11 protein-coding genes are annotated in these 20223 nt (G+C 36.8%); all 11 read left to right on the top strand.

The features are described from left to right. Window positions 1–16 precede the first annotated feature (16 nt). Window positions 17–1369 (top strand): vanadium-dependent haloperoxidase, encoded by a 1353-nt coding sequence (locus ACSVH7_RS10255; protein ID WP_438066599.1) that lies wholly within the window; start codon window positions 17–19, stop codon window positions 1367–1369. A 4-nt stretch (window positions 1370–1373) separates the two neighbouring features. After that, window positions 1374–2285, top strand: a complete 912-nt coding sequence (locus ACSVH7_RS10250; protein ID WP_438066598.1) for a hypothetical protein — start codon at window positions 1374–1376, stop codon at window positions 2283–2285. Between the two features lie 364 nt (window positions 2286–2649). Further along, the gene (locus ACSVH7_RS10245) at window positions 2650–3915 is read left to right on the top strand and encodes an MFS transporter (RefSeq protein ID WP_438066597.1); all 1266 of its coding nucleotides are present in this window, start codon (window positions 2650–2652) and stop codon (window positions 3913–3915) included. A gap of 142 nt (window positions 3916–4057) precedes the next feature. Continuing rightward, complete coding sequence (locus ACSVH7_RS10240) at window positions 4058–5236, top strand: amylo-alpha-1,6-glucosidase (protein ID WP_438066596.1); 1179 nt, start codon at window positions 4058–4060, stop codon at window positions 5234–5236. Between the two features lie 2 nt (window positions 5237–5238). After that, entirely contained in the window at window positions 5239–6171 is a 933-nt protein-coding gene (locus tag ACSVH7_RS10235) for a carbohydrate kinase family protein (protein ID WP_438066595.1), read from the top strand. A gap of 15 nt (window positions 6172–6186) precedes the next feature. After that, entirely contained in the window at window positions 6187–7401 is a 1215-nt protein-coding gene (locus tag ACSVH7_RS10230) for an MFS transporter (RefSeq protein ID WP_438066594.1), read from the top strand. Continuing rightward, the gene (locus ACSVH7_RS10225; protein WP_438066593.1) at window positions 7398–9269 is read left to right on the top strand and encodes a trehalase family glycosidase; all 1872 of its coding nucleotides are present in this window, start codon (window positions 7398–7400) and stop codon (window positions 9267–9269) included. Before ACSVH7_RS10230 ends, ACSVH7_RS10225 begins: the two co-directional genes overlap by 4 nt. 65 nt (window positions 9270–9334) lie before the next feature. Next, complete coding sequence (locus tag ACSVH7_RS10220) at window positions 9335–9763, top strand: CBS domain-containing protein (RefSeq protein ID WP_438066592.1); 429 nt, start codon at window positions 9335–9337, stop codon at window positions 9761–9763. Between the two features lie 264 nt (window positions 9764–10027). Then, window positions 10028–12313 (top strand): NADP-dependent malic enzyme, encoded by a 2286-nt coding sequence (locus ACSVH7_RS10215; RefSeq protein ID WP_438066591.1) that lies wholly within the window; start codon window positions 10028–10030, stop codon window positions 12311–12313. Between the two features lie 89 nt (window positions 12314–12402). After that, window positions 12403–12984 (top strand): Holliday junction branch migration protein RuvA, encoded by a 582-nt coding sequence (ruvA, locus tag ACSVH7_RS10210; protein ID WP_438066590.1) that lies wholly within the window; start codon window positions 12403–12405, stop codon window positions 12982–12984. A 23-nt stretch (window positions 12985–13007) separates the two neighbouring features. Beyond that, window positions 13008–20156 carry a cell surface protein SprA gene (sprA, locus tag ACSVH7_RS10205; protein ID WP_438066589.1) on the top strand — a complete coding sequence of 2383 codons (7149 nt, stop codon included), beginning with the start codon at window positions 13008–13010 and terminating at the stop codon, window positions 20154–20156. Window positions 20157–20223 lie beyond the last annotated feature (67 nt).

Below are 20223 nucleotides of genomic sequence, written 5' to 3'. Positions count from 1 at the left end.
TTATAAATTGACCCAAATGAAATCTTTAATTTTAACCCTGTTGTGTGTATGTTTTTTTGCAGTTTCTTGTCAAAAAGAAAAATCAATAACCATTACCTCAAGTGATTATTGTGCAGCGGTTGATACCATCACAGGTATTATGATTCACGACATCTTCTCACCGCCTGTGGCTAGTAGGATATATGCGTATCCTAATATTGCAGCTTATGAAATTATGGTACAAAATAGTACAGATTACCAAAGTTTACAAGGACAACTCAATGGATTAGATTCTATTCCAATTCTCGATAAAAAAAGCGGTGTGAATGTGCCTTTAGCGGCTGTGATAGCACACATGGAAGTGAGTAAAAAGCTCGTTTTTTCAGAACAAGCCATCGAAAAATTCCGTGACAGTTTGTATGCAAAATGGAGTGATGAAAATGAGAAAGAATTTGAAATCTCAAAAGAGTATGCGCTAAAAGTAGCAGAGCGCATTTCAAAATGGATGGGAAAAGACAATTATAAGCAAACCAGAACGATGCCTAAATATACGGTGCATGCAGATCAACCAGCTCGCTGGCAACCCACACCGCCCGCTTATATGGATGCAGTTGAACCACATTGGGGCAAAATTAGAACCTTAGTTATGGACTCTTCAGCTCAGTTTAAACCTAAAGCACCGTACCCTTTTTCTACAAATAAAAACTCAGATTTTTATAGAGAAGCCAAAGAAACTTATGATGTTGGAAACAAAATCACCAAAGATTTATTGGCTATGGAAAAGAGCAAAAGTACTACAATTCCAGAAGAATCTGCTATTGCGACGTTTTGGGATTGCAATCCGTATGCTACCGTGACACAAGGACATATGATGTTTGCTAAAAAGAAAAACACTCCCGATGCACATTGGATCAACATTGCGAAAATAGCATGTAAATCAGCGAAAACAGACTTTAATAAAACGGTTTTTGTATATACCAAAACATCAATTGGTGTTTTTGAATCGTTCATCAGCTGTTGGGATCAAAAGTTTAAAACCAATGTGGTTCGTCCAGAAACCTATATTAATCAATACATAGACGAAAACTGGAAGCCGCAATTGCAAACGCCTCCTTTTCCTGAATATACTAGCGGACACTCTGTTTTATCAGCTTGTTCCGCTGAAATTTTGACTGAAATTTTTGGAGATAATTTTGCGTATGTTGATAATTCTGAAATGCCTTTTGGTTTACCAAAACGAAAATTCACCTCTTTTAAGCAAGCCGCAACAGAAGCCTCTCTAAGTCGATTGTATGGTGGAATTCATTATCGTGCAGCGATTGAGAACGGAGTGGAGCAGGGAAAAATGATTGGAAAATACATCAATAGTAAATTAAAAATGACCAAGTAAAACAATGAAGACGAAAATAGTTATTTTTTGTAGTGTTGCGCTGTTGCTTTTTTTGGGATGGTATTTTGGCATTAAATCATCGGATTATACCATAACATTTACCGCAAAAGCAGCCTCTGGAACTGTTTTTCAAGGCATACAAGAATGGTCACATATTCAAAAGCAAAAGCGAAAAGAGCATTTTACTGTAGTAGAAAAAAATAATTTTGATTACCTAAAACAGCAGATGACTGTTGGAGATACATCCTATACCTATGTGTGGGAAATAACTCCTTTAAACGATTCAGTGTCTAAAGTAAGTGTTGGAATCAATGAAATAGGAAAGAGTTGGTACAACAAAATCACAGCTCCTTTCTGGCCCACAAAATTCAAAACCGAACAAATAAGGAAAGTCAAAGATTTAAGAGAAGGATTGAATGAACATCTCAAAAATTTGAAAGTCAGAATTGACGGAGAAGGAATTTCAAAGCCCGTATATGTAGCTTACATTCAACTCAAAAGTGTGTTGCAAGAAAAAGCACAAACTATGATAGGGAATGATGCTACAATTACAGGATTTTTATACACCCATAAAATTAAAATCGTTGGTCGACCTTATGTAGAAATCGCAGATTGGGATTTAGATAAAGAAACACTTATTTTTAATTATTGTTTTCCCATTGACCCTTCAACAAAAGCGATAGCTGACGCTAATGTAAAATTCAAAACGATTCCCGCGCTAAAAGGACTTAAGGCAACTTATTATGGTAATTTTAGAACGTCTGATAGGGCTTGGTTTGCTTTGATGGATTATGCCAAAAAACATGACTTGAAAATCAAAAATATAGCCTTAGAACATTTTCTTGCCAATCCGTTTAACGGAGGGGAAGAACTAGATTGGGAAACTCAAATTATTATGCCTTACGATGTAGAGTAGTTTTTCTCTTTTCACACTCATTTCCGCTTAAAATCAACGAGTTCGAAAACGTTTTCGGTAGTTCCGAAAACGTTTTTTGTTTTAAATAAGAATTGTTTTAATAGAATACAGTTAAATTTAGATATAATTAAAAAGCACTAGGTAAGCAAAAGCGAAACTATGTCTCTCTTTAGCCCCGACAGCAGCGGCATCCTTTGCTTTTTTTCTTTAAAAAAGCAAAGATATAGCGGATGGCGGGACGATGACAGCAAGGAAGCCTTTTGAATACCGCTCCTAAATCATACCTAAACTGTTTATAACTGACCTAATCGGTGCATTACTTATGGCGATAAAACTAAAACTTAATTTTTGGCAAATAATAAACATGAATGTTGGCTTTTTTGGCATTCAATACAGTTTCGGATTGCAACAAAGTGCTGTGAATCCTATTTATGATTTTTTGGGTGCTAACCCGGATCAAATTCCTTTATTAAACATAGCAGGTCCATTGACAGGATTGTTGATTCAGCCTATTATTGGAGCAATGAGCGATAAAACATGGCATCCGCGATGGGGCCGAAGAAAACCTTATTTCTTTGTTGGTGCAATAATTTGTAGTTTAGCTTTGTTTTTATATCCATTTAGCAGTTCATTATGGATGGCTGCAGGATTACTTTTGCTTTTGGACGTTGGTAATAATACGGCGATGGAGCCATATAGGGCTTTTGTTGCAGATACTTTAGATGAAGAACAACAACCCACGGGTTTTCAAGCTCAAAGTTTTTTTACAGGTTTTGGACAATTTTTATCGTATATCTCACTTTTTCTTTTTCCCATAGTTTTTGTGGGTTATACAGGTTCTTTACCAAATTGGATTTATGCTTCCTTTTTTCTAGGCTCTGTTTTATCAATTACATCTATTTGGTGGAGCATGAAAACTACACCAGAAATACCACCAACACAACAGGAATTACAGAAGTTAAAAGCAGAACCTTTACATGTTTTTTCTCCTTTTAAAGATATATATAAAGCAGTTTTAGAAATGCCCAAAGTAATGTGGCAACTCTTTTTAGTATATCTATTTCAATGGTATGCTTTAATGTGTTATTGGCAAAATAATGCCAAAAGTATAGCGCTTTCTGTTTGGAATACTACTCCTAAAAATAAAACACTCTATGAGGAAGCAGTTGAATGGAATGGATTAATTGGAGCTTTTGGTTTTATAATTACTTTTTCAGTGGCATTTTATTTAGCCAAATTAGCCAAAAAATATAGCCCAAAAATGGTGCATTTTGTTTGTCTAATTTTAGCTGGATTATCCTTTTTGATTTTTGCAAATACACAAAACCAATATTTGTTTTTTGCCATAATTATGGGTTATGGGATTGGTTGGGCCAGTATGATGGGAATCCCGTATCTAATAATCGTTACTCATATTCCAAAAGAACGCTACGGCGTATACATGGGCATCATCAATATGATGATTGTGATTCCAATGATCATTCAAAACGTCACTTTCGGATACATTCTCAAACATTTTTTACATAACGACGCACGCTTAGCCATCACTTTTGCTGGGGTGTTGCTGCTGTGTAGTGCACTTTTTACGCTATTGATTAACAGTAAACCAACCGTTTTAAAAGATAATTAGGGCGTGACCACTTCTAGCAAAGGGGGCTTTTATCGGAGCGTGCTAGTGGCCCCCTTTGCCAGAAGCGGTCGGGCTTTACGCGCTACTTCGGTAGCCAGCTTCAATCCCTCACGCAAAAAAAAAGCAACGCAAATTATATCCAATGACAAGCAACATTTCTTATTCAAAAGCTATCGAATTACTCCAAAAATGTTCCTCAGAGCAAGGATTTTTGGCCAGCGCCCAAGATATTTCCAATTACAAAAGAGTTTGGGCGCGAGATGGCGTGATTTGCGGATTGGCAGCCTTAGCCTCAGGAGACGCGAACTTAATAGCCACCTTCAAAAAAACATTGGAGACCTTGGCCACTTTTCAGCATAGCATTGGTACTATTCCTTCTAATGTTCAGTTCAACAACGATGGGGCTGAGGTAAGTTACGGCGGATTAGCCGGACGAGTAGATGCCGTAACTTGGTTCATTATTGGAGTTTGTCAGTATGCGTATGCTACTAATGATGAATGCTTTCTAGCCAAACACGCTGCCAAAATAGAGAAATGCTTTAAACTTTTAGACGCATGGGAATTCAATAATCGCGGATTGGTTTATGTGCCTTTATCCGGCAATTGGGCCGACGAATACATTACAGATGGGTATGTCTTGTACGACCAATTACTCCGAGTTTGGGCACTCAAAAGCTATAACCATTTCGCCGAAGAAGCATCGATCGATGAAAAAATAAAACAAATAGAAGAACGCATTATCCAGAACTTTTGTCCTGAGTCCGGTGGGGAAAAATACCACGAAAGAGCTTACAAGACATGTGATATGAAAAATTACATGCCTTGTAGCTTTTCCCCAGCGGGTTATAAAAGTCAGTTTGATGGTTTTACTAATTCATTAGCTTTGCTACTAAATATAGGCCCAGCCGATTTTCAAAAAACAATTGTAGACTATGCTACAACCTTACAACAAGAACGCCCTTTGGGATTATTGCCCGCCTTCTGGCCACCCATTCACGAAACCGACCCCGATTGGTATTTGCTAAAGAACAATTGCAAATACGAATTCCGTAACTATCCAAACGAATTTCACAACGGCGGTAGTTGGCCTATGGTCAATGGTTTTTTTGGATTAGCCTTATTGTCTAAAAACGAAAAGGCAAATGCCACACAACTTTTGCAAGCCATAAATGATGCCAATGCATTAGCGGATTTTAGTTTTTACGAGAACTTCAACACAGCCACAAAAGCGCCAAACGGAGTGCCATTTTGCGCTTGGAGTGCCGCAGGAGCCGTTCTTTTGCATCAAAGTTTACATACTAATTTTAAACTCTTACTTTAATTTTGGAAAAAACGATAGATATTATCTGTGCCGGTGAAATTCTCATAGATTGTATTGGGCAACAAACCAATGCTACTCTTGCGGAAACAACTTCTTACGCTAGGTTTTTGGGCGGTTCACCAACAAATGTCGCCATAAATGCTGCCAAACTTGGACTGCGGTCAGCACTTGTAGCTAGCTGTGGCACGGATGGGTTGGGCGATTTTATGATAGAAAGTTTGCAAAAAGCCAATGTAATAACAACGCAACTAAGCCAAAAAGAGGAAGTTTCAACCTCGATAATTTTGGTTTCAAAATCAACAGGAACCCCAGATTTTATTCCGTATCGCACCGCTGATTTTTTAATTGAACGAGAACAAATTTCAACTGCATTTTTACAACAAGCCAAAATTTTCCATACCACTTGCTTTGGATTAAGTAAAAATCCAGCGCAAACCACCATCATACAAAGCGCTCAACTTGCAGCACAGTTAGGAGTCAAAACCAGTATCGATCTTAATTTCTCGGAACGCATTTGGCCCAATCGAGAGGAGGCAAAAACAATAATTGCAAGATATCTAGCAACGAATCCTTTAGTAAAGTTGAGCGAAGATGATTGCTATCGTTATTTTGGGGAAACCAAATCCGAGTCTTTTATTTTGGATTATTTTCATGAATTAGGCGCAGCAACCATTTGTTTAACGAAAGGAAAAGATGGTGTGGTTTTATCAGACACTAGTTATGGAAAAATTACGCAACCCGCTCTATCAATTACCGACATAAAAGATGCTACGGGAGCTGGAGATGCTTTTTGGACAGGCTTTTTGTATGCACAATTGCAACAAAAAAGCTTTGAAGAAACGCTTGTAATCGCCCAAAAACTCGCAGTATTGAAGTTACAACATCTGGGAGGATTGCCCAATGATGTGGACATTGTAAACTATTTGAATATTTAAATAACCGAATCAAATATGAAAAAGAACACTATCAAATGGGCAATGTATCTCAATTACTTTGTTTTTGCTATTTTGCTTAATAGTGTAGGAATCGTAATCCTTAAAGCACAAAGAAACTATGGTGTAGACGAATTAGAAGCGAGTATATTAGAAGCGTTCAAAGATTTGCCTATAGCTATTGTCTCTTTTTTGGTTGCTTCCTTTTTACCAAGAATTGGTTATAAAAGAGCGATGCTCATTGGGCTAGGATTGGTGTACATTGCTTGTATAACAATGTATTTTGGGAATTCATTTGCCACAGCAAAATTACTCTTTGCCACGGTTGGTGTTTCTTTTGCCTTGATTAAGGTGTCGGTTTATTCTCTTATCGGAACCGTAACCGAGAATCAGCAAGAACATAACAGTTTAATGAGCAGTATAGAAGGGGTTTTTATGATAGGAATTGCGTTGGCTTATTTTTTATTTCCCGCATTTAATTCGGAAACTAATCCCGATGCTTGGCTCAATGTGTATTGGTTGTTGGCTGGAATTTCAGGAGTCTCCTTTGCGTTTTTGTTTTTAGTAAAATCTGAAAGCCAAGTTGAGGTTCCCGGAGTCAATCTACTCGATGATTTTAAGCAAATGTTCCAACTAATGGCTAAATTACTAACGATAGTTTTTGTAATTAGTGCTTTTTTGTTTGTGATGATAGAACAAGGGATTATGTCTTGGTTGCCCACTTTTAATAGCAAAGTGCTGCATTTGCCGGAAAATATTAGCATCATGATGGCAAGTATTCTAGCAATTTCTCTAGCAGTAGGAAGATTGGCCGCTGGTTTTTTAACCAAAAAAATCAATTGGATTTGGATTTTAAGTGCTTGTATTATCATAGCAATGTTGATTGTGATTTTTGTATTACCCAAAGCGGTTGGCCTCGAAGTCAAAACGATTACTTCTTTATCAGATATTCCACTTATAGGATTTGCATTTCCTTTAGTAGGCTTGTTTATTGCACCTATCTATCCTTTGTTGAATTCAGTCGTGTTGAGTGCGCTTCCCAAAAGTTTACATAGTTCAATGACGGGATTGATTGTAGTTTTTTCAGCCTTAGGAGGTACTTTAGGGTCAAGGATTATTGGGTATTTGTTTAAAAACGAAGGTGCTGAAAATGCTTTTTATTACACCTTGATTCCGATGTTATTGCTCTTGTTTTCCTTTTTTATATTAAAAAAATTAACCACGACCCGATGAAAATAGAAGTGGAAATCAATGCCGTTTTTGAGCAATTACTGCTGCAAGAAGATACGGATCAAGACAAAAAAATAACGAAAGACGATAAAGGTCCTAAACGATTTGTTTTGAATGACAGCAGAACAAAAGAGCAATTCGTAATTGAAGGGACCTATCATTTATCAAATCTTTTGCAAGAATTAGCAGATTTGAGAGCGCAAGATGCTATGTATGGTGAAATTGATCTTGACCGAATTCAGGAACTACCCGTAGACCGAATTTCCAGAAAAATTAGAACTTCCTATTGGGACGAACTTACGCGATCTATTGATAGCAAAGGTTTGCAGCAAATTTTGGCCGATGAGAAAACATCCAATGCGGTTCCTACTCTTTATGTTTCGGCAAAAGATACACAAGGAGTTGCCTATTTTTTGGCATTAGAAAAAGAATGGGGCAATTTTAAAGTCGCCATTTTACCTGAAAATTATACGCAAGATTATATCGAGACGCTAAATACCAAACCAGGCCTTTTGGCTTTGGCCACTTCTCAAGATGAAAAAGAGATAAAAGGCGTTCCTTTTGTAGTTCCTGGCGGAAGATTCAACGAAATGTACGGCTGGGATAGCTACTTTATCGGGTTGGGCTTATTAGAAGACGGCAAATTGGATTTGGCCAAAGCCATTGCGACCAATTTTAAGTATCAAATAGAACATTACGGTAAAATTTTAAACGCGAACAGAAGTTATTATCTGACCAGAACACAACCTCCTTTGTATTCTTCGTTGCTTCGGGCCATAATAGATTATGAAAAACCAGATATATCTTGGTTGGCAAGCCATCTAGAAACGGTAATTCTAGAATACCATTCGGTTTGGATGGTTATGGGTGAGCGTTTAACACCAACAGGCTTGAGCCGTTACAAAGCGGATGGAATCGGAATGCCTTTTGAAGTAGAGCCAGGACATTTTGATGAGGTTTTGGAACCTTTTGCCGAAAAATATGGACTTCCTTTACGAGAATTCGAAAAAAAATATTTGGAACGAAGCATTGTCGATGACGACTTAGATCAATATTTTGTGCATGATCGCAGTATGAGAGAAAGTGGTCATGATACCACCAACCGATTGATTAATTCGTGTGCCAATTTGAATTCGGTTGATATCAATAGCTTTTTGTATAAGTATGAAATAGATATCGCCTATTGTATTACTACTTATTTTGACAATGTTTTTGTGTTTCAAAATAAAACATATACAGCAGAAGAATGGCTTGGTAAGGCCAAAACACGAAAGGCGTTAATCGATAAGTATTGTTGGAATGAAGCTGAAGGAATGTATTTTGACTATGACTTTGTACATCAGAAGCCCCTTCAGTTTGAAGCAGCAACCACTTTTTCCCCCTTATGGGCAGGCATGTGTTCTCAAGAGCAAGCTTTAAAATTGGTAGAAAAAGCGTTGCCTAAATTTGTAATGACAGGAGGTATCGCTGGAAGTACAGTTGAAAGCGTTGCCAATCTAAGCTCCGAAGCTCCCCAACGGCAATGGGATTATCCTTTTGGTTGGGCGCCTCATCAAATGCTATTGTGGGAAGGACTAAAAAAATATGGATTCGAAACCAAAAAAGAAGAGATGATTTACAGATGGTTGTGGTTGATTACCATCAATGCTGTGGATTACAACGGCACTATCCCAGAAAAATTCGATTTAAAAATTAGCTCTCACAAAGTATTTGCTGAGTATGGGAATGTAGGGACTGAGTTTGATTATATTGCTAAAGAGGGTTTTGGTTGGGTCAATGCCTCGTATCAGTTAGGATTAGCGGAACTTGCACCTAAGTGGCGGGAGCTCTTAAATCAATTGGTCCCCCCTGATAAATTATTTTCACAATAAAAATCGGTTTTATGTTTTTTGAATGTTTATTTTTTTAATTTTATAGTTATTAAAATATTTTTTATATGACTGTTAATCAAATATTAAGCAATAAAGGGAAAGATGTTTTTTCTATACTTTCCACTAACACTGTCTACGAAGCGTTAACAGTGATGAGTGAAAAAAACATAGGCGCAATTCTAATCATTGAGGAAGGCGTTCTAAAAGGGATTTTGTCTGAAAGAGATTATGCTAGAAAAATTGTTTTAAAATCAAAATCATCCAAAAAAGCCTTAGTAAACGAAATTATGGTTACCGAAGTATTTACGGTGAGTCCCTCGGATAAATTAGAGTATTGTATGGAATTGATGAGTACCAAACGAGTAAGGCATCTACCAGTAGTTGAAAATGAGGTGGTGGTTGGTATAATTTCAATTAGCGATGTGGTAAAAGCCATCATCGAAATTCAAAAAGAAACGATAGCGCATTTGAATTCTTATATCACCCAAGGGTAGTGAGATTCACAAGTAAGCTACAACTAGAAATTTTGCTACTTTTTTTACCCCTTTTTTTTTATCCATTAAGAGGCAATCAAGAAATTAATTTTATTACTCGTATTTTTTTATTCTACAAAAAAAACGATAACAGCCATTCTTAAAATAGAAGGCTGCTATCGTTTTTTTGGATAGAGTGCTAACCTTTTATTAAAAAAATTTTTTTTAAAGGGTATTTTAAAATTAGACTTTTATCTTTGTAGGTCAGATAAAATCTAAAAAAAAATGGAGAGTAACAATAAAAGAAAGGAAGCTTTATTATACCACGCAAAGCCAACTCCTGGAAAAATACAAGTAGTACCTACCAAAAAATATGCGACACAAAGAGACTTATCGTTAGCCTATTCCCCTGGGGTAGCTGAACCCTGTTTAGAAATCGCAAAAGATGTAAACAATGTTTATAAATATACCGCCAAAGGAAATTTAGTAGCCGTAATCACCAATGGTACAGCCGTTTTAGGGTTAGGTGACATTGGGCCTGAAGCTTCCAAACCTGTAATGGAAGGAAAAGGACTTTTGTTCAAAATATTTTCTGACATCGATGTTTTTGATATAGAAATTAGCACTAAAAATGTTGATGAATTCATAGCAACGGTTAAAAATATAGCGCCCACTTTTGGTGGAATTAACTTGGAAGATATCAAAGCCCCTGAATCTTTTGAAATCGAAAGACGTTTGGTGGAAGAGCTAAATATTCCGGTAATGCACGATGATCAGCACGGAACAGCGATTATCTCTTCTGCAGCTTTGATCAACGCTTTAGAATTAGCCAATAAAAAAGCGGAGGAAGTAAAAATGGTCGTTTCTGGAGCCGGTTCTGCCGCAATAGCTTGTGCTGATTTGTATGTGCTTTTAGGCGTTAAACCTGAAAACGTTTACATGTTTAATAGTAAAGGTTTGTTAACCAAAGACAATCCCTCTCTTTCTGAAATGCAAAAAAGATATGCCCGCGAAGGAGAAAAAATCAGTCTAGTAGAGGCAATGAAAGGTTGCGATTTGTTCCTTGGATTATCTACTTCTGATGTGTTGACTCCTGAAATGCTTTTGAGTATGGCAGATAATCCAATTGTTTTTGCCATGGCCAATCCCGATCCTGAGATTGAATACAATTTAGCCATCGCTACTCGAGAAGATATTATCATGGCTACTGGGCGTTCGGATTATCCTAATCAAGTGAATAATGTACTAGGCTTTCCGTATATTTTTAGAGGCGCATTAGATGTTCGTGCGACTAAAATTAATGAAGCAATGAAAATGGCGGCTGTTAGAGCCTTAGCGTCTTTAGCTAAAGAATCAGTACCAGAACAAGTAAATGTAGCCTATGGTGCTACTAAATTAACTTTTGGACGAGAATACATCATCCCGAAACCATTTGACCCTCGTTTGATTTCAGTTGTAGCACCAGCTGTAGCCAAAGCTGCCATGGAATCAGGTGTAGCACAATATCCTATTTTGGATTGGGAGAAATACAAAGACGAATTATTGGAACGTTTAGGGAACGATAATAAACTAGTTCGAATGATTACTACCCGAGCTAAATCAGACCCAAAATCAATCATTTTTGCCGAAGCTGATCATTTAGATGTTTTAAAAGCGGCACAAATTGTACATGATGAAGGTATTGGTTTTCCTATATTATTAGGTAACAAAGAAATCATTTTAGAGTTGAAACAAGAAATTGGTTTTGAAGCAAAAGTGACCATTATTGATCCCAAAGAAAAAGAAGAAGAAGCCCGACGCAATCGATATGCAACGGCCTATTGGGAAACCCGAAAACGCAGAGGAATCTCTTTCTTAGATGCCCAAAAGTTGATGCGAGAACGCAATTATTTTGCAGCCATGATGGTGAATACCGGAGAAGCAGATGCATTGGTGACTGGACATACGCGAAGTTATCCGACAGTGGTAAAACCTATGCTACAATTAGTAGATAAAGCACCCGGAGCTTCTATAGTGGCAACTACGAATATCATGATGACCAAAAGAGGACCGATGTTTTTTTCAGACACTTCCATTAATATCAATCCCTCTGCTGATGACTTGGCCAAAATAGCTTTAATGACCGCGAAAACGGCCAAAATGTTTGGTGTTTCCCCAGTAATTGCTATTGTTTCTTACTCTAATTTTGGTTCTTCTTCCAATCCAAATGCAGCAAAAGTTAGAGAAGCGGTCGCTTATTTACATCAGCATTATCCTGATTTGTGCATTGATGGAGAGATTCAGGCCGATTTTGCTTTGAATCCAGAAATGCTAAAAGAGAAGTTTCCCTTTTCAAAATTGGTGGATAAAAAAGTCAATACATTAATTTTTCCAAATTTAGAATCGGCTAATATAACCAGTAAGTTGTTGAAAGAATTAGATAAAGTGGAATCCATTGGGCCAATAATGCTCGGAATGGGCAAGCCTGTACACGTTTTTCAATTAGGCGCTAGCGTTGAAGAAATGGTAAATATGGCCACCATAGCCATTATTGATGCTCAAGAAAAAGCAAAGAAAAAAGGGGTAAACTAAACCTTTTCATTGTAGTCAAAAGTCTAGCAGATGATTTTCAATCTAATGCTAGACTTTTTTTGTTATATTTGGATTATTAAAATGACCCAATGATTGCACATTTACAAGGAAAATTAGTCGAAAAATCGCCTACTCACGTGGTAATTGATTGTGCTGGCGTAGGCTATCATATCAATATTTCGCTACACACTTATTCATTACTTCCCATTGCTGATTTTGTAAAATTATACACGCACCTTCAAATCAAAGAAGATGCGCATACCTTGTATGGTTTTATGGAAAAATCAGAACGAGAAATTTTTCGATTGTTGTTGTCTGTTTCTGGAATTGGAGCAGGAATCGCACGAACGATGCTTTCCTCTTTGGATCCTAAACAGATTACGAATGCTATTGCCTCAGCTGATGTGGCGACGATTCAATCTATTAAAGGGATTGGGAATAAAACGGCACAACGCGTAATTTTAGATTTGAAAGAAAAAGTTGTAAAATTGTATGATATAGATGAACTTTCCCTTTCTCAAAACAATACAAATAAAGATGAAGCGTTATCCGCTTTAGAAGTTTTAGGTTTTGTTCGTAAAACTTGCGAAAAAGTGATCGAAAAAATTGTCTTAGCTGAACCTGACGCTACCGTAGAAACTATCATTAAAAAAGCCTTAAAAAGTTTGTAAAAAAACCAAGAGAGCCCCATTGCATGCATAAAATTTGTATTTTTTTATTGGTGGTATGTGCCCATTTTGTATCGTTTGGACAAGTAAGTCCTGCGATTCAGGATACGGTAAAAAAGGGATATGCCGTTGGGAAGCTTCAAATAAAGGATCCTAAAAGCATCGTGTCTTCCTATACCTATGATCCTATCACTGATCGTTATGTATATTCAAGTTCAATGGAAGGAATTACGATTAATTTTCCAATAGTTTTAACTCCTGCAGAGTATGAAAAGTTAGTCTTGCAAGAATCAAGGCGGAATTATTTTAAGAAAAAAACGGATGCCATTGACGGTAAGAAAAATGGATCCGAAGCAGCAAAAAAAGATTTATTACCTAGGTATTACATAAAATCAGGTTTTTTTGAATCGGTTTTTGGAAGTAACACCATTGATGTTAAACCTACAGGTTCGGTTGAAATGGATCTTGGTGTTCGCTATACCAAACAAGATAATCCCTCTTTTTCCCCTCGAAATAGAGCGAATACTTCTTTCGATTTTGATCAAAGAATTAGCATGAGCTTGATGGGGAAAGTGGGAACTAGATTGGGTGTGAATGCCAATTATGATACCCAATCTACTTTTGCTTTTCAAAATTTAATCAAATTAGAATTTACGCCTTCTGAAGATGACATTATTCAGAAAATTGAAGTTGGGAATGTAAGTTTGCCTTTAAATAGCTCTCTAATTCGTGGTGCTCAAAGCCTTTTTGGAGTTAAAGCACAATTGCAATTTGGAAAAACTACCTTCACAGGTGTCTTCTCGGAACAAAAATCACAAACCAAAAGTCTTGTTGCAGAAGGTGGAGGAACGGTTCAAAATTATGAACTTTTTGCTTTGGATTATGACAATGACCGTCACTTTTTCTTGTCTCAATATTTCAGAAGCCGATATGACAAAGCGCTAGAAGGCTATCCTTTTATTGATAGTAGGGTGCAAATTACACGCATCGAGGTTTGGGTGACCAATAAGCAAAATAGAGTCAACGCTACTTCCAATAATTTAAGAAATATTATTGCACTTCAGGATTTAGGGGAGTCTCAATTAACAGGCCTAGCAGATAGCGAAGTGGTAGTTTTAAATCCTTCAACAGGAATTTTTAATAATCCGCCCAACGCTCCTTCTGATAATACCAATAATGATTATGACCCTGGACAAATAGCAGCGGGGACAGGTTTGTTGAATGCAAATATTAGAGAAATTGCTACCTCAAGTTCAGGTTTTAATACTACTGTGGCTGAAGGAAGAGACTATTCTAAGTTAGAAAATGCCAGAAAACTAACGGCCAACGAGTACACTTTTAATTCAAAATTAGGCTTCATTTCATTGCAACAGCGTTTGAGTAATGATGAGGTTTTGGCGGTCGCCTATCAATACACCGTTGGGGATCAAGTCTATCAAGTTGGGGAATTTGGAAATGATGGTGTAGATGCAACCAATGTAGTTGGTGGAAACAATAACGTACCACAGGCAATTATTACTCAAAGTTTGATTTTGAAAATGCTGAAAAGCAATTTGACCAATGTGAAGGATCCCATTTGGAACTTGATGATGAAAAACATCTATCAAGTACCTGGTGGCTATCAATTAAAGCAAGAAGATTTTCGAATGAATATCTTATATGCAGATCCTTCGCCAATCAATTATATTACTGAGGTTCCAGGTTCTCCTTTTCCCTCAAATCCTACTCCAGAAAATAAAGTTGCAGAGACGCCTTTGCTTAAAGTTTTTAATCTGGACCGATTGAATTTTAACAACGATCCACAAGCGGGTGGTGACGGTTTTTTTGATTTTCTTCCAGGAACCACTATCGATGCTCAGAATGGTAGAATTATGTTTACTACCAAAGAACCATTTGGAGAGCTTATATTTTTAAAATTAAAAACGCCTAATTCTCTTGAAAAATATAGTGATGTAGATTCATACAATGGCAATCAAAAAAAGTATGTTTTCAGAAGTATGTATCGCAATACACAAGCTGGGGCTTTGCAAGATATTGATAAAAACAAGTATTTGATTCGAGGAAAATTCAAATCATCTAGTGGTGACGGAATTCCAATTGGAGCACTCAATGTTCCTCAAGGTTCTGTCGTGGTTACAGCTGCGGGAAGACGCTTGGTAGAAGGAGTGGATTATAGTGTAAATTATCAATTAGGGAGGGTGCAAATTTTGGATCCCTCTTTGCAAGCTTCTAACACTCCTATTGAAGTATCGCTAGAGAACAACTCTATTTTTGGTCAACAAACCAGAAGATTTATGGGATTGAACGTTGAACATAAAATTTCGGATAAGTTTGTATTAGGGGGAACTTTTTTGAAAATGTCTGAAAGACCTTTTACTCAAAAATCAAACTATGGTCAAGAATCTGTAAACAATACTATTTTTGGATTCAACGGAAATTTCGCATCTGAGATCCCTTTTTTTACACGATTGGTCAACAAGCTCCCAAATATAGATACAGATGTTCCCTCCAATTTATCCATCAGAGGAGAAATTGCATTTTTGAAGCCAGATACTCCAAAAGCAGATCGTTTTGATGGTGAATCTACCATTTATGTGGATGATTTCGAGGGGTCGCAATCTACAATCGATTTGCGCTCTCCATTTGCTTGGTTTTTATCGTCAACACCGGTGAACGATGCCGAGAGCAAATACAATTTTAATGAAAGTGCTACTGATTTGAGTTATGGCTTTAAAAGAGCCAAACTCGCTTGGTACACTATTGATCCTTTATTTTATACCCAAAAACCAACGGGGATTACTAATAATGACATTTCGTTGAATGCAACAAGACGTGTTTTTAGTAGAGAATTGTACCCTAATACAGATATTGCACAAGGTCAAACCCAAGTAATCAACACTCTCGATTTGAGTTATTTTCCGCAAGAAAGAGGACCGTATAACAATTCTTCTGCCATTGCAGCAACGCCCAAGGATAATTTTGGTGGAATCATGAGAGCCATTAATACCACTAATTTTGAACAAGGAAATGTAGAATATATTCAGTTTTGGGTTTTAGATCCTTATGTTGGGAAAGGCAATGTGACTCCGACTAATTCTGGAAAGGTATATTTTAATTTAGGAGAAATTTCTGAAGACATCTTAAAAGATGGCAGAAAACAGTATGAGAATGGCTTAGGACCAGATCAAATTTTAGTCAATCCAAGACCTATTTGGGGAGAGGTTCCCGCCTCACAATCCCTAATTTACGCTTTTGATGGCAATGAAGCCAATAGAGCCAATCAAGATGTAGGTTTAGATGGTATGAAAAATACTCAAGAAGCCTCCGTATACACTAATTATAATGCTGAGTCTGATCCTGCAGCTGATGACTATGTCTATTTTGGCAATACAACAGGAGGCGTTGTGGATCGCTATAAACAGTATAACGGAACTGACGGAAATTCTGCAGTGAGTATCACAGATGCTAACAGAGGATCCACCACTTTTCCTGATGTAGAAGATATCAATAGAGATAATACTATGAATACAATCAATGCTTATTATGAATATAGCATTGATATGAGGCCGAATATGAATGTGGGAGAGAATAATATTACTGATATCCGAAATACTCAAGTTACATTGCCTGATGGTTCAGCGACTGAAGCCCGATGGATTCAGTTTAAAATTCCAGTTTCCCAGCCTCAAAATACCATTGGAGGCATTTCTGATTTTCGTTCGATTCGATTCATGCGAATGTTTATGACTAATTTTGACTCGCCTGTTACGCTTCGTTTTGGCGCTTTAGACTTGGTTCGAGGCGAATGGCGTCGCTATGAAAAATCATTTGAAACCAATGATCCTAATGCTACTGATGACGATACTAAATTAGATGTGTTGGCAGTAAATATTCAAGAGAATAATGAGCGTTGTCCCATAAATTATGTAACTCCTCCAGGGGTAGTCAGAGAACAATTGTTCAATAATAACACCGTAATCAATCAAAACGAGCAGTCCTTAGCTTTGCGAGTTTCGGGAAGTGGATTGGAACCCAATGATGCTAGAGCAGTTTTTAAAAATGTAAGTATTGACATGCGTCAATTTAAAAAATTAAAAATGTTTTTACACGCTGAATCTTTGCCGAATGAAGTGGCTTTGAGAGATAAGCAAATGGTTGGTTTTATTCGTTTTGGAAATGACTTTACAGAGAATTTTTATCAAATCGAAATTCCGTTACAGGTAACTTTGCCTGCTTCGTTATCAGCTTCAAATTGTCCATCAATAAGTCCCGAATTGGTATGGCCTGAAGCGAATGAAATGGATTTGAAATTAGCACTGTTAACTCAGTTAAAAATTCTAGCCATGAGTATTGACCCTACGACGCTTCCGGCTGACGGAATCTATTATAAATTTGAAGACGAATTAGATCCATCTTTGGCAGGAAAAAACAACAGATTACGAATAGGAATCAAAGGAAATCCTAATTTTGGACTAGTAAGGACCTTGATGGTAGGGGTGAAAAATGATGACCAAAGACGTATATTAGGTGAAGTATGGTTCAATGAATTACGCCTAGCTGACATGGATAATAAAGGAGGAATGGCTGCTTTGTTGAATATTGACACTAACATGGCCGATTTTGCAACCCTTTCACTAACAGGTAGAAAAACAACCATCGGATTTGGTGCTCTAGAACAAGGGCCAAATGAACGCAGTCGTGAGGATATTCAACAATATGGAGTGGTTACAAATTTAAATCTTGGACAATTATTACCAAAAAAATGGGGAATCAATCTGCCTTTCAATTATGGAATAGGTGAGGAAGTAATTACGCCCGAGTACGATCCTTTCAATCAAGATATCCGATTAAAGCAATTGTTGAAGTTTACTACTAATCAAGCGGAGAAGGACAATATTGAAACGAGAGCCGTTGATTACACTAAAAGAACCAGTATTAATTTTATTGGCGTAAGAAAAGAAAGAAGTCCAGAACAAAAACAAAAAGTGTATGACCCAGAAAACTTCACCTTTTCACAATCGTATAATGAAGTAGAACGTCACGATTATGAAATCGAAAGTTACACTGATCAATTGAGTAATTCTTCAGTAAATTATGCCTTTGCCTTTCAGTCTAAACCTATAGAACCGTTTAAGAAAAAAACATTTGTAAAGAAAAGCGACTATTGGAAATGGTTACAAGACTTTAATTTTAATTATTTGCCTACTAATATTACATTTAACTCAAGTATTATTAGACAATATAATCGACAACAATTTAGACAGGTTGACGTAGTAGGCATTGGATTGGATCCTTTGTATCGCAGGAATTTTGCCTTCAATTACCAATATGGTTTTAATTATAATTTGACAAAATCATTGCGATTGAACTATACGGCTTCTTCTAATAATATTGTTAAAAGTTATTTGAATGCCGATAATACTCCTATCGACACTTTTACGATATGGGACAGTTATTTTGATATCGGAGATCCTAATCAACATACACAACAGCTTATTGTTAATTATGAAATTCCATTAAATAAGATCCCGATTTTTGGATTTGTTAAGGCAAATTTCACCTACCAAGGAGATTACAATTGGCAACGTGCCTCTAATGCATTAGATAATGTGACTGTAGGTGGAATAGATTATAATTTAGGAAACACAGTTCAAAACGCAAGTTCTACCATACTTAATACCTCTTTTGCGATGGAGACCTTATATAAATATTTAGGGATTTCTAAAAAAGGTGTTGCATTAGGGCCTAAACCAAAGCCAATGGCGCCTAAACCCGGAGAAAAAATTGTCAATACAGCTCCTAAAATAACACAGCCCCGTAGTCCCTTCATGGACGGCTTAGTGGGTGTGCTGACCAGTGTAAAAAATATTCAAGTAAATTACACCCACAACAGCGGCACGGTTCTTCCGGGATTTACCCAAGGATTAGGGTTTTTGGGCTCTTCAAAACCTTCTTTAGGGTTTATCTTTGGAAGCCAAGAAGACATTAGATATGAAGCAGCCAAAAGAGGATGGTTGACTTCTTTTCAGGATTTCAATCAAAATTATACACAAGTAACCAATAAAATAGTAAAAGCCACTGCCAATATTGATTTGTTTCCTGATTTCAAAATTGACCTTACTGCTGATCGCGCTTATTCTGAAAATAACTCGGAACAATACAGTGTAGTCAATGGCATTTATACACCGCTGTCACCCTATAGTTACGGGATGTTTTCGACTTCCACTGTCTTAATTAAAACCGCTTTTTCTAAAAGTGATGAAAATGGCTCAGCAGCTTTTGATGATTTTAGAACCAATAGATTGATTGTGGCTAATCGATTGGCAACCCAACGAGGGATTGATTTAAATAATCCAGTAAATATCGATGCGGATGGATTCCCTGTTGGATACGGAAAAAACAATCAAGCGGTGTTGTTACCAGCTTTTTTGGCAGCCTACACCGGTGGAGATGCTAAGGGGGTGTCTACGGGGATTTTTAGAAATGTACCCATTCCAAATTGGTCCATTAAGTACAGCGGTTTTATGAGATATAACTTCTTTAAAAATCGTTTTAAAAGGGTTTCTTTGTTGCATAACTATCGATCTTCGTACACGATTAATGACTATCGTTCTAATTTTGAATACGTAAAGAAACCTAACGGGGTTGATGCCGGCGGAAATTTCTTTAATCCTATTGTCTTATCTAATGTTAATTTAGTAGAACAATTTAATCCTCTAGTTCGATTGGATTTTGAATTAAAAAATTCATTTAAAGTGCTAACAGAAATAAAAAAAGATAGAGCCTTGTCGATGAGTTTTGATAATAATTTGTTGACCGAAGTAAAAGGAATTGAATACATTGTAGGAATGGGCTATCGTTTTAAAGATGTGATTATCTCGACTCGTTTGGCCGATGATCCCACAGGAATTATCAAAAGTGATATCAATTTAAAGGTCGATTTGTCTTATCGCAACAATCAAACTATTGTACGTTATTTGGATTACAACAACAATCAACTAGCTGCTGGACAGAATTTATGGCAAGTAAGAGTAGCCGCAGATTATGCTTTCAGTAAAAACTTGACTGCAATTTTCTACTATGACCACTCGTTTTCGAAAGCGGTAATTTCTACCACTTTTCCACTAACGAATATTAGATCTGGAATTACCATTCGATACAATTTCGGTAATTAATTGTTGCTATTCTATGCAGAAATATCGATAAGATAGCTATATTTGCTTGCAATTTTAATAACACACA

The sequence above is a fragment of the Flavobacterium sp. TSSA_36 genome (assembly GCF_051547165.1).
Lineage (GTDB): Bacteria > Bacteroidota > Bacteroidia > Flavobacteriales > Flavobacteriaceae > Flavobacterium.
Note: the sequence above shows the minus strand (reverse complement) of the source record. Positions and strands in the feature narration are given on the sequence as shown.

What these genes read in the sequence shown, in the direction of transcription:
- ACSVH7_RS10225 (WP_438066593.1), top strand. Translation starts at nt 7,398, where the DNA reads ATGAAAATAGAAGTGGAAATCAATGCCGTTTTTGAGCAATTACTGCTG.
- sprA (WP_438066589.1), top strand. Translation starts at nt 13,008, where the DNA reads ATGCATAAAATTTGTATTTTTTTATTGGTGGTATGTGCCCATTTTGTA.
- ACSVH7_RS10230 (WP_438066594.1), top strand. Translation starts at nt 6,187, where the DNA reads ATGAAAAAGAACACTATCAAATGGGCAATGTATCTCAATTACTTTGTT.
- ACSVH7_RS10220 (WP_438066592.1), top strand. Translation starts at nt 9,335, where the DNA reads ATGACTGTTAATCAAATATTAAGCAATAAAGGGAAAGATGTTTTTTCT.
- ACSVH7_RS10245 (WP_438066597.1), top strand. Translation starts at nt 2,650, where the DNA reads ATGAATGTTGGCTTTTTTGGCATTCAATACAGTTTCGGATTGCAACAA.
- ACSVH7_RS10240 (WP_438066596.1), top strand. Translation starts at nt 4,058, where the DNA reads ATGACAAGCAACATTTCTTATTCAAAAGCTATCGAATTACTCCAAAAA.
- ruvA (WP_438066590.1), top strand. Translation starts at nt 12,403, where the DNA reads ATGATTGCACATTTACAAGGAAAATTAGTCGAAAAATCGCCTACTCAC.
- ACSVH7_RS10250 (WP_438066598.1), top strand. Translation starts at nt 1,374, where the DNA reads ATGAAGACGAAAATAGTTATTTTTTGTAGTGTTGCGCTGTTGCTTTTT.
- ACSVH7_RS10215 (WP_438066591.1), top strand. Translation starts at nt 10,028, where the DNA reads ATGGAGAGTAACAATAAAAGAAAGGAAGCTTTATTATACCACGCAAAG.
- ACSVH7_RS10255 (WP_438066599.1), top strand. Translation starts at nt 17, where the DNA reads ATGAAATCTTTAATTTTAACCCTGTTGTGTGTATGTTTTTTTGCAGTT.